Here is a 15,827-nt window from a genome sequence, read left to right as displayed (position 1 = left end):
TGCGATGAGCACCCTGCAAGCCCCCCTGCCCCGCGTCGGCGCTGCACGCCGGGCCGCTGCGCGGACACGGTCCGAAGCGCCGCGCTTCTGGTGGCTGGGCCTCGTGGCCGCCATCGCGTGGGCCGCCGTCGGCGTGCTCACGCTGCAGTGGGAGAACCGCGTCGAGGGCTTCACCGACTGGGTCTACACGGCCGAGTTCGGCCGCGCGGCGCTCGGCCTCGCCGGGCTGTTGCTGGCGGTGGCGCTGCTCGCGCCCGCGGCCGGCCGCGGGGGCGACGCGGTGCTGCGCACGCTGCGGCCTTCAGGGCCGTGGATCGTCGCGCTGGCAGCGCTCTTCGGCGCGTGGGAAATGCTCACCGCCAAGCTCGGCTGGCTGCCCACGCCGTTCTTCGCGCCGCCCACCGCGCTGGCCGAGGTCTACCTCGACGACTGGCGGCGGCTGGGCGACAGCACGGTCAACTCCGTCAAGCTGCTGGCCTACGGCGTGGGCTGGGGCGCGGTCACCGGCTTCGTCGTCGGCGTGGCGATGGGCTGGTCGCGGCTGGTGGGCTACTGGGTGCACCCGGTGGTGCGCTTCCTCGGGCCGGTGCCCGCCTCGGCCCTGCTGCCGCTGGCCTTCTTCGTGTTTCCGTCGAGCTACGCGGCCGCGGTGTTCCTGATCGCGCTGGCCACCGGTTTCCCGGTGGCGGTGCTCACCTGGTCGGGCGTGGCCGGCGTCAACCGCCACTACTACGACGTGGCCCGCACGATGGGCGCCTCGGCCACCTTCCTGGTGCTGCGGGTGGCGATCCCCGCGGCGCTGCCGCAGGTGTTCGTCGGCCTCTTCATGGGCCTGGGCGCGGCGTTCTCGATCCTCGTGACGGCCGAGATGATGGGTGTGAAGTCGGGCCTGGGCTGGTACCTCACGTGGGCGCAGGGTTGGGCCTCGTACAGCAACATGTACGCCGCGCTGATCGTGATGGCGGTGGTGTGCTCGGGGCTGATCACGCTGCTGTTCACGGTGCGCGATCGTGTGCTGTCGTGGCAGAAGGGCACGGTGAAATGGTGAGCGCCGTTCCGAACACAGTGGAAGACCGCGGGCGGGCGGCGGACCGGTCGACGCACCCGGCGACCGAGCGGCTCGGAGGGGCAAAGATCGACATCCGCGCCGTCAGCCACCACTTCGACCTGCCTGCGGGCCCGCTGCCCGTGCTCGACCGCGTCGACCTCGTGGTGGCGCCCGGCGAGTTCGTCGCGCTGCTGGGCCCCAGCGGCTGCGGCAAGTCGACGCTGCTGCGGCTGGTGGCCGGGCTCGAACCCGCGGCCGAAGGCGAGCTGCTGCAGGACGGCGAACCCATCACGCGCCCCGATCCGTCGCGCATCGTCGTCTTCCAGGACCCGACGCTCTACCCCTGGCGCACCGTGTGGGACAACGTCGCGCTCGGCCTGCAGGCGCGCGGGCTGCTGAAGACGCAGCGCACCCGGGTCGACGAGGCGCTGGCGCGGGTCGGCCTCACGCAGTTCGCGCAGGCGCATCCGCACCAGCTGTCGGGCGGCATGGCGCAGCGCGTCGCGCTGGCGCGTGCGCTGGTCAACGACCCGCGGTTGCTGGTGCTGGACGAGCCGCTGGGCAAGCTCGATTCGCTGACGCGGCTGACGATGCAGAGCGAACTCGTCGCGCTGTGGCAGCGCGCGGGCTTCTCGGCGCTGCTGGTCACGCACGACGTGGAAGAGGCGCTGTTCATGGCGCAGCGCGTCATCGTGTTCAGCGACCGGCCCGCGCGCATCGTGGCCGACATCGCCAACCCCCTGCCCTACCCGCGCCACCGCGGCCACCCGCGGCTGGCCGCGCTGCGGCACCAGGCGCTGCGGCTGCTCGGGCTGGACGCCACCTGGTAGGCGCGCCTTGGTGAACACGCTGCTCGCGGTCGTCGAGGCCGCGCAGGGCGGCCTGCTCGCGTTGCTGCACGGGCTGGGCCTGGCCGGCACGGTCGACGGCCAGCCGGCCTGGCCCCTGCCCTGGCGCATCGCGGCGGAAACGCTGGCGATGGACGGTGGCCTGGCGCGCCGGTTCTCGCTGGCGCTGGCCGCGGCCGCAGCGGGGCTGCTGCTGCTCGCCGCCGGGCTGCTGTGGCGGCGCAGGCGCTGGCCGCTGGTGACCGCGGCCTTCGCGGCCTGGCTGCTCGCACCGTGGCCGCAACCCGGTCTGGTGCTGACCGCGGCCGTGCCGACCAGCTTCCACCGCTCGCCGACGGCCTTCGACGCCGTGGGCATCGAGCGCGGGATGGCGCTCTACACGAGCCACTGCCTGCGCTGCCACGGCAGCGACGGCCGCGGCGAAGGGCCCGATGCCGCCGCGCTGCCGGTATGGCCGCCGACGCTCGGCGCGGGCCTGCTGTGGAAGCGGGCCGAGGGCGAGCTGTTCTGGCGCGTGAGGCACGGCCTGCAGGACCGGCGGGGCACGCCGACGATGCCGGGCTTCGCCGGCACGCTGAGTGCCGACGACACCTGGGCAGTGCTCGACGCGATGAAGGTGCTCGCGGCCGGCGACGGCGCCCGCCGGCAGGCGAGCTGGCCCTGGCCGGTGCGCGCGCCCGAACTGGACGTGCAGTGTCGCGACGATGGCGGCCAGCGCCCCCGCGCGCTGGCCGCATGGCGGGGCCAGCGCGTGCGGCTGGTGGTCGCCGGCGGTGCGCTGCCGCGGCCGATCGAAGACCCGCGCTTCGTCACCGTCGTGATGGGCCCTGGCGCCGAGGCCGCTGGTGCCGACTGCATCGCGCCGGCACCGGCGGCGGCGCGCGCCTACGGCCGCATCGCCGGCCACCTGCCCGGCGCGCCCGCCACCTTGGCCGGCCTGCAGTTCATCGTCGACCGCGACGGCTGGCTGCGCGCCCTGGGCCGGCCAGGCCAGGCCGACTGGTCGGAGGACGACCTGCTCTGCCGCACCGAGGGGTCCGCCGGCAGCGGTACGGCCGCAGGGCTCGACGGGTTGATCGCCCGCATGGATGCCGAGCCGGTGCGGGCCGTGCGGCAGGGGCTGCCCCACACGCGCTGACACGGCGCTCCCAGTCGTCGCCGCCCCCGCAAGCGCAAAACACGGGGTTTTCCCGAAGCACGCTTGATAACGCTACCAGGAGTGCTAACGTTAACGCTCCTGACGCACCCCCGCGCGGGTCGGAGACCGATACCGCCGCCTTGTCGAGATGAAGACCCTGCTCATCGCCGCGGCCCGCGCGCTGCCCCCCGCCGCCCACACGTCGCCCCCCGCCCGCTGCTCGCCTGCCTGACGGGCGGGCCGCAGCGTCGGCCCTTCCGCACCCTTGGACCCGCCGCCGCACGCACGGCGAAGGCGGGCCTGCGCCCGTTCACCCGGCCATCGCCTTGATGCCATCCCCTTTCAAACTCAACAAGGAGACTCCCGTGAAGACCACCCGACCCTGGCATGTGCTGCCGACGCTCATCGCCTGCGCCACGCTGGCCGCTTGCGGCGGCGACGGCAACGACGCCGTCGACCGCTCTGCCTTCCGGGCCGCCGGCCTGGTGTATGCCGCGCCGCAAACCGGGACGGACGCCGCGGGCCACCCGACGGTGAGCGTCGCCGTCCTCGCCAAGGACGGCGTCAGGACGCTCACCGCGACGGCCGCCTCCGCCGAGGCCGCGGCAGCGATCAGCGCCAAGCTCGTGCCCGGCAACCTGGTGGACTGGGTGGCGGGCACCGAAGCCAACCGGGTCGTGGTGGCGCAGGAGCCGGCACAGACCTTCAACGTCGTGCTGAGCAAGGGCACGTCGACCAACGCACAGTTCGACGTCGCCCGATACGGACCGGAGGTCAGCCGCAACAAGGACGTACCCGGCCCGATGGTCGCGGCCGGCTGGGTCTACGGCAAGACCGACGGCACGATCACGGTCGGCGACGGCAACATCGTGCTGGCCGACCAGGCCGGGCGTGCCTACGACAAGCCGATCAAGCGCTACGAAGAAACCTACAAGATCGCCTCGGACGTCAAGGTCTTCAACGTCAACACCGAGGACTACGCGTCGAGCGCAGCGTCGGACTTCGCCTCCATCCCGGTCACCGCCGACTACGCCTACAGCACCACCTCGCGCCAGGCCGCCTACCTCCTCTTCGACCGCAACCACCAGGAAGCGGACAAGGCGAAGGTCGTCGCCATCTGGTACTTCACGCCGAAGTCCACCAGCGACGGCAAGCCAGTCTGGGACGTGCCGTCGCAGAGCCCGATGCTGGCGGACAAAGGCAACGACCCGGTCTCCGGGCAGCCCTACGTCGCGATCAACGCGACGGGTGTGACCAACGCGCCCTACACGCGGAGCACCGAGCCGTTCGAGATGGTCAAGGACACGATGTACTACGTCGGCGACAACGAGGTCGCGTCCTACCTGTTCCGCGCCGACATGGGCACGCCCAACGACAAGTCGGACGACAAGTTCATCAAGATCGATGCGGGCTGGCCCAACAGCGGCTACCAGTACTGGAAGAACATGGAGCTGCTGGGCCTGGACCCGCGCGCCGTGACCGACATCTGGCTCACCCACGGCCACGGTGACCACTACGGCACCGTCATCGAGCAGATCCGCATGATGGACAACGCGGGCAAGCCCATCAAGCTGTGGGCCTCGAAGGAGGAATCGTCCGGCATCCAGCAGGACCAGCGCGGCAACCTCTGGAACATCGCCGGCGCGCTGCCCGCCTCGGAGACCGAGATCCGTGCGCGCACCACGGACTTCTACAAGTACGACGAGTGGTACGACTACGGCAACGTGCAGATCATGGTGATCTGGGCGCCCGGCCACACGCCAGGCACCACCAACATGCTGTTCCGCGTCAAGAACCCGGTGGACGGCAAGTTCTACACCTTCGGCTACCACGGCGGCTACGGCGTCGGCAGCCTCGCGACGCCGACGGCCACGAGCGGCTGGTTGCGTCTGGCCTTCCAGTCCGGCTTCAGCTATCTGCAGCAGACGCTCGACGTGGACTTCGTGTCGCCCCAGCACACCAACCAGTTCCCCATCGTCGAGGTGTACCAGGCGCTGAAGGCGTACAACCGCGACCCGGCCAACGCCAACAGGCAGCTGACGATGATGGACGCGATGCGCTCCAAGGTCTACGACTCGCCCGCCGTGGCCGGCGCCAACCTGACGAGCGAGTTCTCGAACCAGCTCGAGAAGCGGCGCTCGGTGGTCTCCTACGCGACCAGCGATGCGGCGAACCCTTCCTACAAGAGCATCGAGACCTCGGGGCCGTTCAAGCCGGGCCGTGAGGCCGGCCCCACGGTGACCGCGACGCTGCTCGACGGCGGCAGGATCATCCAGGGCTTCGTCGGCCCGCAGAACAAGAACCCGGCCATCCCGCTGCTGGCCAACGGCATCGTCACGGCGACCGACCAGTTCACCAACGATCCCGCGGGCTACTACGTGCAGGTGTCGGTGCAGGTGCAGGACGGCTACCAGGGCTTCCTGCCGGACAACCTGACGCAGTTCAGCCCCGGCATGAACCGCAGCATCACCTACCGCGGCGGCCCGGTCGAGTCCGTGCACGCCAAGCCGGGCGAGGTGCTGCGCACGCGCCGCCTGGGCTCGCTGGCCGAGGCGCAGGCGATCCTCGCGACGATCTCGCAGGGACGCTCGGTCACGATGACGCTGACCCCGGCCAGCGAGATCGTCGTGCCGGCCGACGTCACGCAGACGTTCCGCTGACGCCATGGAACGGCCATCGGCCCTGCGGAGCCTGCTGGCGGGCGCCGCCCTCGTGGCGGCGTGCGCGGCCCAGGCGCGCGCGGCCGCCCCCGCGACGCTGGAAGCCCTGCAGGCCGGCGCCCAGCGCGGCGACGCCGAGGCCCAGTTCGCGCTGGGCAGCCGCTACGCCACCGGCGAAGGCGTCGCCCTGGACCGCGGCCAGGCCAGGAACCTCTTCATGCAGGCCGCCTTGGCGGGCCATGCCGCCGCCGCTTACACGATGGCGCGCCACCACCGCGGGCTCTCGGGCGAAGCGGTGGACCTGGAGGCGGCCCAGGCCTACCTCCTGCAGGCGGCGAACCGCGGCCACGTCCCGGCGCAGGTGGACCTCGGCTACGTCTATTTCAACGGCAACGCCAAGGTCGCGAAGGACCTGGCCGCCGCCCACCGCTGGTTCAGGGCCGCCGCCGACCAAGGGGCCGTGGCGGCCCAATGCATGCTGGGCGACTTCCACCAGCACGGCTGGGGCGGCGCGGCCAAGGACAGCCGCCAGGCGGTGCGCTGGTACCGCAGCACGGCGAAGGCCGACGCGCCCTGTGCCTCCAATTCGCAGTACGCCCTGTACCGCGCCCACGCCACCGGCCAGGGCGTGCGCAAGGACGTGCGAGCCGCGTTCGAGTGGCTGCAGCAGGCCGCCGAGGCCGGCAACCCGACGGCCCAGCGTGCGCTCGGCCGGGCCTACGCGCGGGGCGAGGGGGTGACCCGCGACCCGGCGCTGGCACGTGTCTGGCTGCGCAAGTCGCGCGAAGGCGTGGCGCCCCACGACGACCATGAGCACGACCTGCCCAGCCTCGCCGGCCCGCTGCTCTTCCAGAAGCTGGCCCCGTTCTCACCCGCCGCGCCGCAGGAGCCCCGCCCATGAACCCCCGGCGCCGATGGGCGTGCACCGCGCTGGCCGCACTGCTCTGCGGGCCCGCGCTTGGCCAGGGCCCCTCCTTCCGCACCATCGGCTGGGACGACTTGCTGCCGAAGGACTGGGACCCCTGGGCCGACTTCAGGCAGGGCGACCTGAAGGGCATCGACATGACGCGGCTCTCCGACGACGACCCGCGTGCGGCTGCGGCGTTGCAGCGGCTGCGCAAGGTCTGGGACGAGGCGCCGCTGAACATGGCGATGGACGGCCAGTCCGTCCGCGTGCCGGGGTATGTCGTGCCGCTCGATCCGGGCGCGCAGGGCCTGCGGGAGCTGCTGCTGGTGCCGCACTACGGCGCCTGCATCCACACCCCGCCCCCGGCGTCGAACCAGATCATCCATGTACGGCTGGACAAGCCGAACAAGTCGTTGAGCACGATGGACACGGTCTGGATCAGCGGCCGCCTGACGGCCCGGCGCGCCACGACCGTGCACGGCAGCAGCGGCTACGCGCTGGAAGGCGTCCGAGTGGAGCGGTACACGGCGACGCAGCGCTAAGGAGCCGGCGCCGCCATGCCCGCAGCCGGCGGCCGGCCGCGGGCTGACATCCCGTGCGCACGGAACATGCCGCGTCTCGCGCGGCAAGGCCTCGAGAAGACGTCATACAAAGCATCCGGACAACTCCGCGTAAACGATCAATGACGCGGCACGCCTGAAAGCTACGATGACGGTAGCGCTACCAACCCCGTGGCGCACGAAGCCTCCGCCACCGCATGGCCGGCGGCGCCCCTTCCCTTCATCGAGGTCCGAATCCCATGTTTCCATTCACGCGCGGCATCACGGTATGGGCGATGGCAGTGTTGAGCACTGCGTCCTGGGCATGCGACGAGCACCTGCCGGTCCGCGGCGGCATCACGGCCTCCGCGAGCGGTGATCGCTCGATCGAGATCACCAACGAAGCGGACGGCAAGTTCCGCATCTACGTCGACGAACACGACATCCCGCTCTCCGTCAAGGCCGCCAAGGCGCAGATCGACATCCAGCGCGACGGCAAGGTCCGCAGCCATCCCATGCAACCCACGGCAGACGGCACCGCCGTCGTGCTCAACGGCGCGCAGATCAAGCACGGCGACATGCTGCGCGTGGTCATCAACCTGCCGAACCGGCAGGCCATCGTCTCGGAGCTCCGCTACACGGGCATGAACCCGATCGCGCAGGCGGTGTCCATGTCGAGCAAGCCGGCAGCCCGGGCCCGCTGAGCCGGGCTGCAACGGGTCGCGTGTACCGCTGATGTCTGGAGGCCGCCATTGGGTTCGTTCAGCATCTGGCATTGGCTCGTCGTGCTGCTGGTGGTCGTCCTGATCTTCGGCACGAAGAAGCTCAGGAACATCGGCGCCGATCTCGGCGGCGCCGTGAAGGGCTTCAAGGAGGGCGTCGGCAGCGGCGCCGAGGCCCGCGACACCAATGCGCAAGGCAGCGCGCCCGCGCAGCCTTCGCCCATCGACACCCCCGGCCATCGTTCCTGAGCTTTGAAGCATCGATGCTTCGCAATAGGCCGCTTTTGCAGCCGAATTTGTTATCGATATCTTTTGATCTGGTGCGCCCTGCCCGATGGGCGAGGCCGCAGATGAGGTGAGCGGCTCAAGGTGAGCCATGAGTCAACTTCGATAGACGTCAATGGAGGATGTATGAGACAAGGGACCGTAGCCCAACTGTTCGTGGCTTCCCTGGCATGCGCGACGTTCGGTTCTCACGCTGCGCCGGTGGTCTTCACCGGCTCGCTGTACGAGACGACCGCCACAGCCATCGCGGATGCCACCGCCGATGTGAAGTCCGGCAGCAGCGACGCCGCGCCGTTGCCGCTGCTGACGAACGCACTGGCCTTCGACGGCAGCAACTACGCCGCAGGAACCGCGATCGCGACGGCTGGCCTGCTGAGCACCACGGCGGAAGCCAGCGGCCTGTCGGGCTTCGCCAGCGCGTCGGGCTCGGGCACCTACACCGGCGAGTTCGCCGGCGGCGGCAACTTCACTTTCCAGTTCAACTACACCAGCGAGAACTTCGGCAGCGCAGGCACCTACGCCGACAGCACCTTGTCGTTCCTGCTGACCAACAGCACCGGCACCCTGGTGAGCACCATCGTTCCCGTCAACGACAACTACAGCTTCTCGCTGTTCATTCCCTCCGGCACCTCCAACACGTTCAGCTTGTCGCTAACGAGCGAAGCCACGGCCTTCGTGGGGGGCGACGCGCTGAACGTGGCGTCCGTGGGCTTCCAGGTGACCGCCGTCCCCGAGCCCACCACGTGGCTGCTCATGCTGGCCGGCATCCTGCTGGTGGCGTTCAAGGCCCGTCCGGCGAGCCGCTGGCGCGACACGCTCGCGGCTTGATGCGAGCCCGCGTGGGACACGCGGCATTCAAAGCTTGATCACAAGACTGTGCGCCAGATCCGGCATGCAGGCATCTCAACGCCCGGTAGGGCATTCAGGAGAAGACAAATGGATCGCAGAGGATTTTTCCAGAAGAGCGGTGGCGCGGCGGCAGTCGCGGCGGCCGGTGCCACGGGGATGCTGGCCTCATCGCCCAGCGTCCACGCCGCCGTCACCAGCGTGCTGGCAGAGAACGCTGCCGGCAACGCGCCTGGGCTGATTCCACGCCCCCTCAAGCTGCACGTGAGCCGCCAGGGTGGCTCGACCACGGACGAATGGGCGAATTACCTGGTCCGCCACGGCGTGAAGCATTGGCTGCCGTCGGTGCCCACCAGCGGCGGCCGCAACTATTGGGTGCCGTCCGATTTCGGTCCTGTCATGGACTTCGCGGCGAAGCACGGCCTGACCGTGGAGTGCGTGACCCTGCCGTTCCTCGGCTCCACGCACATCGACCGCGAACGCAATCCGGCCATCATGATGGCCGACAGCCCGCAGCGCGACCGGGACATCGAAAGCATCCAGCTCTGCATCTCGGCGATGGCCGCCGCCGGCATACCGGCGTTCAAGTACAACATGAGCCTGCTGGGCGTGCTGACCTCGGGCCGGATCCCGGGCCGCGGCAACTCCACCTACCGCGAGTTCGACGCGAGCAAGCTGTCGGATCCGGGCCCGACCCGCGCCGGCATCGTCACCGCCGACTCTTTCTGGGAACGCATCGACTACTTCCTGCAGCGCGTGATGCCCGTCTGCGACCAGTACAAGATCCGGGCGGCCTGCCACCCGCAGGATCCGGGCACGCCGCCCGGCGGCTACCAGGGCGTGCTGGAGAACGTGCTGAGCCAGCCCTACGGCATGGGCCTGTTCAAGTTCCTGTCGCTGTACGAAAGCCCGTACCACGGCCTGAACCTGTGCTGCGGCACGCTGGCCGAGGCGCTCTGGGATCCCGATGCCGAGATCTATGACATCGTCCGCGCGCTGGCTCGCACCAAGCGGGTCTTCAACATCCACCTGCGCAACATCGAAGGTCATCGCGACAACTTCCGCGAAGTGTGGCCGGACGAAGGCGTCATCAACTACCCGAAGCTGATCCAGGTGCTGGCCGAGGAAGGCTTCGAGTACGGCATCGACCCGGACCACATGCCTTCCAGCCCCGACGACAGCGGCAACAGGCAAGGCTTCGCGCAGGGCTTCGGCTACATCGAAGGCGTGATCAAGGCCGTGGACACCTTCTCGCCGCCGTATCCGGTGAAGCCGACCGCGTCGCTGCAGGTCGTGCCGAACGTGCTGAACCTGCGCACGCCGGTCGGCACGGTCAACACCGTGCTGACGGTGGCCGGCAATGCGGACCTGCGCACCTGGGGCATCAGCCAGGTGAACGCCAACGGCGTGAAGGCGCTGTCCTATGCGGTGTCGGGCGACGGCAAGTCGGTGGTGGCCACGTTCCGCAAGGCGGACATCGCCTCCACCGCGACCGGCAACCAGTTCAACATCGTCGGCAGCCTCCGCGGCGCTAAGGGCACGCTGGTCGCCTCGGCCACGGTCACCGCCCTGAGGTAACGGGACGGACGCCCGGCCGGCACGAAGGCCTGCCACGAGCCCCCTCGAGCAGCCTTCCGCCGGCCGGGCGCCGCCAGCGCGGCGCAGCCCTCTTGCACGCCGCGATCTCGACAACGCTAGAGCCCCCTCCATGAAAAAGACCCTCATCGCCGCCGTCTTCGGACTGGCCGCCGCCGCAGCGCAAGCCGCGTGGCCCGACAAGCAGATCACCTTCGTCGTCCCGTTCCCGGCGGGCGGCTCGACCGACTCCATCGCACGCGCCGTGGCGCCGAAGCTGCAGCAGAAGTACGGACAGACCGTCGTCGTCGACAACAAGCCCGGCGCCGGCGGCACCCTGGGCGCCGCGACCGTCAAGCGCGCAGCCCCCGATGGCTACACCGTGCTCGTCTCATCGCTCGGCCCCTACGTCATCGGCCCCCACCTGATCAAGAACGCGGGTTACGACGCACTCAAGGACTTCGACTACATCAGCGTCGCCGTGCAGGCGCCGAACGTGCTGGTCGTTCCCGCCTCGTCACCGCACAAGTCGCTGGCCGACGTCATGAAGTTCATGAAGGCCAACCCGGGCAAGATGAGCTTCGCCTCGGCCGGCAACGGCACGTCCGATCACCTCACCGCCGAACTGTTCTGGCAGGAGACCGGCACACAGGCCATCCACGTGCCCTACAAGGGCGGCGCGCCGGCCATGCAGGATCTGCTGGGTGGCCAGGTCGACATCACGTTCACCAACATCAACATCCTGATGCCCAACATCCGGGCGGGCAAGCTCCGCGCGCTGGCCATCACCAGCGCCAAGCGGTCGCCGCTGCTTCCCGACGTGCCGACGATGGAGGAACTGGGGCACAAGGGCGTGACGGTCTACTCGTGGCAGGCCTTCGCGGCGCCCAAGGGCATCCCGGCCGACGTCAAGTCGAAGCTGCACGCCACCATTGCCGAAGCACTCAACGACCCGCAGACCAGCAAGGGCTTGCTCGACCTCGGCTTCGAGATCGTCGCCAACTCGCCGGAGGAATTCACCGCTTTCCAGGCGGCTGAATTCGCCCGTTGGAAGAAGGTGATCGAGGTCGGAAAGATCACGGCCGACTGAGTCCGCGCCGCGGGGCATCAGCCCGGAAGGCCGCCCGCAGAGGCGGCCTTCTTCATCCCAGAGAAAAAGACGGAGAGAGGAGACCCCGTGGAATCCCATCGCAACTTGGTGGCGCGCGCGCTGCTGGCCATGCCCCTGCTCGGCATGGCGCCTGCCGCCCCTGCCGCCGGCCCTGACGCAACCACCGTCGAAGTGATCGGCGAACGCTTCAACAAGGCACGCAACGGGCTGTCGCCCAAGACCGGCACCAGCCGCTATGTGTTCGATCGCCGGGACATCGAGCAGCTCCCCCGCGGGGAGGAGACGCCCCTGAACCACCTGATGTTGCAGGCGCCGGGCGTGGTGCAGGGCGACCATGGCGGGCTGCACATCCGCGGCGAGATGACCCAGCCGCAGTACCGCATCAACGGAACGATCATTCCTGAAGGCATCGGAGGTTTCGGGCAGGTGTTCGACCTGCGGATCGCACGCCGTGTCGAGTTCATCTCGGGGGCGCTGCCCGCCCAGTACAACTACCGCACCAACATCGTCGACATCGAGACGAAGGACAGCTATGAGGACGGCGGCAAGATCGGCTTCACGGGCGGCAGCCACGGCACGCTGCACCCCGCCGTGGAACTGAGCGGCTCGACCGACAAGCTCACCTACTACGTCACCGGCAGCCACCTGCAAGGCCGCAACGGCATCCTGTTCCCCACCGCCGACCGCCACGCGATCCACAACGACACGAAGCAGGCCAAGGGCTTCGCGATGGTGTCCTACGTGCCGGACCTGCGGTCGCGGTGGAGCGTGATGGCCGGCGTGGCGGAGTCCCGCTTCCAGATCCCCAACGTGCGCGGCGAGACGCCCACCTTCCCACTGGATGGCGTGGCAGACCTTCGCGACGTCGCATCGGCCGACCTGAACGAGACGCAACGGGAAATGACCCGCTACGCCGTGCTCTCCTACGAAGGCAACAACGGCGGCGATCTCGACTACCAGGTCGCGTTCTTCACGCGCGATTCCAAGGTGCTCTTCCGTCCCGATGCGGTGGGCGACCTCCTCTACCGTGGCATCGCCTCCCGCGTCGCGCGCCACAGCCGCGCCGACGGACTGCAGGTCGATGCCAGCCTCCACGCGTCGAAGGCGCACACGGTCCGCGCCGGCTTCTCCTTCAGCCACCAGCGCACCGACAGCGAGAACGACGCCCTGGTGTTCCCCGCCGACGACGACGGCGCGCAGGTGCCGGGCGCGCCGCTGCGCGTGAACGACGGCCGCTCGGTCGCCGCCGATCTGGCCGGCGTCTACCTGCAGGACGAGTGGAAGGCTACCCCGGACCTGACCGTGAACTACGGGCTGCGGTACGACAAGCTCGACGGGCTGACGCGGAACAGCCAGCTCAGCCCGCGGCTGAACGCCGTGTACAGGCTGGGCGGGCGCACGTCGGTGCATGCCGGCTATTCGCGCTTCTTCAATCCGCCCCGGCTCGAACTCATCGGCCCGGACACGATCTCGAAGTTCGCCAACACGACCAATCAGCCCGAGGTGCAGCTCTCGTCGCCGGTGGTGCCGGAGCGCATCCACTACCTCGAGCTGGGGCTGGCACACCAGGCCACGCCGGCACTCCACCTCGGCGTCGACGTGTACGGCAAGTTCGTCCGCAACATGGTCGACTTCGGGCAGTTCGGGCGGGCCCTGGTCACCTCGCCGTACAACTGGTCGAAGGCCCGGGTCTTCGGCCTGGAGTTCACCGCGCAGTACCGATCTGACAACGTCTCGGCCTACCTCAATGCCGCGGTGTCCTGGGCGCGCGGCAAGGGCCTTTCATCCGGGCAATACAACTTCGAACAGGAAGAACTCGACTACATCAACGGCAAGTGGGTCTACATGGACCACGACCAGCGGCTCGCGCTGTCGGGGGGCGTGGCGTACAAGTGGCGGGGCAACGTCCTATCCGCCGATGCCTTCTTCGGCAGCGGCATGCGCAGCACCCCGGAGGGCGGCTCACCCAACTCGGACCACCTGCCTTCGTACCTGCAGACGAACGTCGGCGTGGCGCGGGAAGTCAAGGGCCCGGGGCACAGCCGCATCGGGCTGCGCCTGGCCATCGTCAACCTCTTCGACAAGTCGTACGAGGTCCGCGACGGCACAGGTGTCGGCGTCGGGGCGCCCCAGTTCGGGCCGCGCCGTTCCCTCTACGGCACCCTGAGCGCCAGCTTCTGAGCCGCAGCCACCCCCGGCCCCGCCGCCATCGGGGCGGTCGCGGCCTCGAAGGCGCGCAGCAGGAGCTGGCGGTCCGAGCCGAGCGTGAAGACGCGCTCGCCGCGCGCCATCGCCGCCTGCCACTGCTCACGCGCCGCAGCATGCTCGAGGCTGCTCAGGCGCGTCGCGTAGCGCACCCCCGCCGCCCTCGCCCGCGACGCGAAGTCTTCGAAGATCCGGTCGATCTCCTCATGGTAGCGGTCACCTTCCAGCCCCAGCTCGTGCCACAGGTCGAACCGCCCCAGCACGATCGTGTCGATGCCCGGCACGCCCAGGATCTCGTCGAGGTTGCGAAGCCCCTGGGCGCTCTCGACGAGCAGGCAGACCATCAGCTCGTCGTTGGACCAGCGCACGAAGTCGTGCCAGCCTGCGTTGCGCGGCCGGGCGGCGCGGGCCGTCGGGCACGCGCCCCGCGTACCGCCGTTGTGCCCCGCCTTGAACCGCAGGGCGGCGATGGCCGCCCGCGCCTGGTCGGCGGTGCGGACGTCCGGCACGTAGACGCCCATGGCCCCCGCCTCCACGACGCGGCGCAGCATGGCCGGGCTCTGGTCGGGCACGCGCACCAGGGGGCAGATGCCGCTGGCCTCGGCCGCGCGGATCATCGCCAGCGCCTCGGTGAGGCCGAAGGAGCCATGCTCCAGGTCGATGATCGCGTAGTGGAACCCTGCGGCCGCGGCGATCTCGACCGCGTCCGGGCTGGGCGTCTGGACGAACAGGCCAAGGATGTGCTCGTCGGCCGCGAGCCGCGCCTTCAAGGGATTGGGACGGGGATACATCGGGACCTCAGCGCGGCAGCACGGTGCTCAGCTTGCCGGCGATCTGGCGGAAGCGCTCGATCTCCTCGAGCTGCAGCTTGCGCATCTGCTCGGCGCTGAGGGGGATGCCCTCGGTGCCCTTGGGACGGTAGAGCTGGTCGATCGTCTCGGGCGACGTCATCACGCGGTGGATCGCATCGGCCAGGCGCTCGCGGATCGGCGCGGGCGTGCCGCTGCGCACGTAGAACGCGTTCCAGCTGTACAGCACGTAACCGGGCACGCCGCTTTCGAGCACCGTCGGGATGTCCGGGAAGTCGGGGCTGCGCTTCTCCCCGGTCACGGCCAGGGCGCGCAGCTTGCCGCTGCGAAGCAGCGGCGAGGCGCCACCCAGGTCGACCAGCGCCAGGTCGAGCTGCTGGCCGATGACGTCGTTCAGCACGTTCGACTGGCCCTTGTACGGCACGCTGGTGAACGGGACGCCTGTCGCCTCCCCGAGCCAGGCGACGGCGAGATGCAGCGTCGTCGAGAAGGTGCCCACGTTGAGCGGTGCGGTCGCGGCGCGCCCTTGCTGCTGCACGTCGGCGAAGGTCTTCAGGCGCGATTCGTTCGCGGTGACCAGCACATTCATGTTGCGGCCGTAGCCCAGCAGCGGCACGAAGTCCTTCACCGGGTCGTAGGCCAGGTCCTTGACCAGCACGGCGTTGACGACCGAAGGAGAGATGCCGCCCTGCACCAGGGTGTAGCCGTCGGCCGGCGCGCCCTTGGCAGACAGCATGCCGATGGCCCCGTCGGCGCCCGGCTTGTTCTCGACGTAGATGGACTGGCCGAGGATGGGTGCCAGCTTCTCGCTGAAGTAGCGCGCGGTGGCGTCGGAGCCGCTCCCGCTGCCGAAGGGCACGATGATGCGGATGGGCCGGTTGGGGTAGGCGGCCTGCGCCCACGCCGGGCCGCCTGCCAGGCCGAGCGCCCCCAGGCTCGCGGCCGAGGTCAACCACTGGCGTCGATCGAGGACCATGCTTGTCTCCTTGCGTATTGGATGTGCAGCCAGTGGAGCACGCCCGTGCATCGCCGACCCCTCACGACGAGCGATTCCCGGCTTCCGATTCCACATCCATGGAATGCGCCTGCGGACGGCTCGCTACAGTCGTCGCCATGCCGCGCCCGTGCCGGCGC

General features: G+C 69.7%; 14 protein-coding genes. 12 read left to right on the top strand and 2 right to left on the bottom strand.

Features of this window, described 5'->3' with window-relative positions:
• The first annotated feature begins 4 nt into the window (after window positions 1–4).
• From V4F39_RS06410 to V4F39_RS06355, 12 genes are all read left to right on the top strand, one after another.
• Window positions 5–1,048, top strand: coding sequence for an ABC transporter permease (locus V4F39_RS06410; protein WP_332288484.1), 1,044 nt, complete (start codon window positions 5–7; stop codon window positions 1,046–1,048).
• Window positions 1,042–1,878, top strand: coding sequence for an ABC transporter ATP-binding protein (locus V4F39_RS06405; protein ID WP_378235061.1), 837 nt, complete (start codon window positions 1,042–1,044; stop codon window positions 1,876–1,878). The genes V4F39_RS06410 and V4F39_RS06405 overlap by 7 nt, the downstream gene beginning before the upstream one ends.
• A gap of 10 nt (window positions 1,879–1,888) precedes the next feature.
• Window positions 1,889–3,034 carry a c-type cytochrome gene (locus tag V4F39_RS06400; protein ID WP_332288483.1) on the top strand — a complete coding sequence of 382 codons (1,146 nt, stop codon included), beginning with the start codon at window positions 1,889–1,891 and terminating at the stop codon, window positions 3,032–3,034.
• Between the two features lie 365 nt (window positions 3,035–3,399).
• Window positions 3,400–5,694: an MBL fold metallo-hydrolase gene (locus tag V4F39_RS06395; RefSeq protein WP_332288482.1), complete on the top strand. Its 2,295-nt coding sequence runs from the start codon at window positions 3,400–3,402 to the stop codon at window positions 5,692–5,694.
• Window positions 5,695–5,698: 4 nt separating this feature from the next.
• Window positions 5,699–6,595, top strand: a complete 897-nt coding sequence (locus V4F39_RS06390) for a tetratricopeptide repeat protein (RefSeq protein WP_332288481.1) — start codon at window positions 5,699–5,701, stop codon at window positions 6,593–6,595.
• Window positions 6,592–7,143, top strand: coding sequence for a DUF3299 domain-containing protein (locus V4F39_RS06385; RefSeq protein WP_332288480.1), 552 nt, complete (start codon window positions 6,592–6,594; stop codon window positions 7,141–7,143). Before V4F39_RS06390 ends, V4F39_RS06385 begins: the two co-directional genes overlap by 4 nt.
• A gap of 257 nt (window positions 7,144–7,400) precedes the next feature.
• Complete coding sequence (locus V4F39_RS06380; RefSeq protein WP_332288479.1) at window positions 7,401–7,844, top strand: hypothetical protein; 444 nt, start codon at window positions 7,401–7,403, stop codon at window positions 7,842–7,844.
• Between the two features lie 48 nt (window positions 7,845–7,892).
• Window positions 7,893–8,111: a Sec-independent protein translocase subunit TatA gene (gene tatA, locus V4F39_RS06375; protein ID WP_332288478.1), complete on the top strand. Its 219-nt coding sequence runs from the start codon at window positions 7,893–7,895 to the stop codon at window positions 8,109–8,111.
• Between the two features lie 192 nt (window positions 8,112–8,303).
• Window positions 8,304–8,975, top strand: coding sequence for a PEP-CTERM sorting domain-containing protein (locus V4F39_RS06370; protein WP_332288477.1), 672 nt, complete (start codon window positions 8,304–8,306; stop codon window positions 8,973–8,975).
• Between the two features lie 108 nt (window positions 8,976–9,083).
• Window positions 9,084–10,571, top strand: a complete 1,488-nt coding sequence (locus V4F39_RS06365) for a mannonate dehydratase (RefSeq protein WP_332288476.1) — start codon at window positions 9,084–9,086, stop codon at window positions 10,569–10,571.
• A 130-nt stretch (window positions 10,572–10,701) separates the two neighbouring features.
• Entirely contained in the window at window positions 10,702–11,658 is a 957-nt protein-coding gene (locus V4F39_RS06360; protein WP_332288475.1) for a Bug family tripartite tricarboxylate transporter substrate binding protein, read from the top strand.
• 87 nt (window positions 11,659–11,745) lie between these two features.
• Window positions 11,746–13,860 carry a TonB-dependent receptor gene (locus V4F39_RS06355; protein WP_332288474.1) on the top strand — a complete coding sequence of 705 codons (2,115 nt, stop codon included), beginning with the start codon at window positions 11,746–11,748 and terminating at the stop codon, window positions 13,858–13,860.
• Here V4F39_RS06355 and V4F39_RS06350 read toward each other — a convergent pair.
• Both V4F39_RS06350 and V4F39_RS06345 read right to left on the bottom strand, forming a co-directional pair.
• The gene (locus V4F39_RS06350) at window positions 13,833–14,675 is read right to left on the bottom strand and encodes an HpcH/HpaI aldolase family protein (RefSeq protein WP_332288473.1); all 843 of its coding nucleotides are present in this window, start codon (window positions 14,673–14,675) and stop codon (window positions 13,833–13,835) included. The two genes, V4F39_RS06355 and V4F39_RS06350, sit on opposite strands and share 28 nt — an antisense overlap.
• Window positions 14,676–14,682: 7 nt before the next feature.
• A complete protein-coding gene (locus tag V4F39_RS06345) occupies window positions 14,683–15,669 on the bottom strand; it encodes a Bug family tripartite tricarboxylate transporter substrate binding protein (RefSeq protein ID WP_332288472.1) in 987 nt (328 codons plus the stop codon).
• Between the last annotated feature and the right edge of the window lie 158 nt (window positions 15,670–15,827).

Origin of the sequence: Aquincola agrisoli (genome assembly GCF_036621135.1) — a bacterium.
Taxonomy (GTDB): Bacteria; Pseudomonadota; Gammaproteobacteria; order Burkholderiales; family Burkholderiaceae_C; genus Aquincola; species Aquincola agrisoli.
This window is presented reverse-complemented; position numbering and strand designations above follow the sequence as displayed.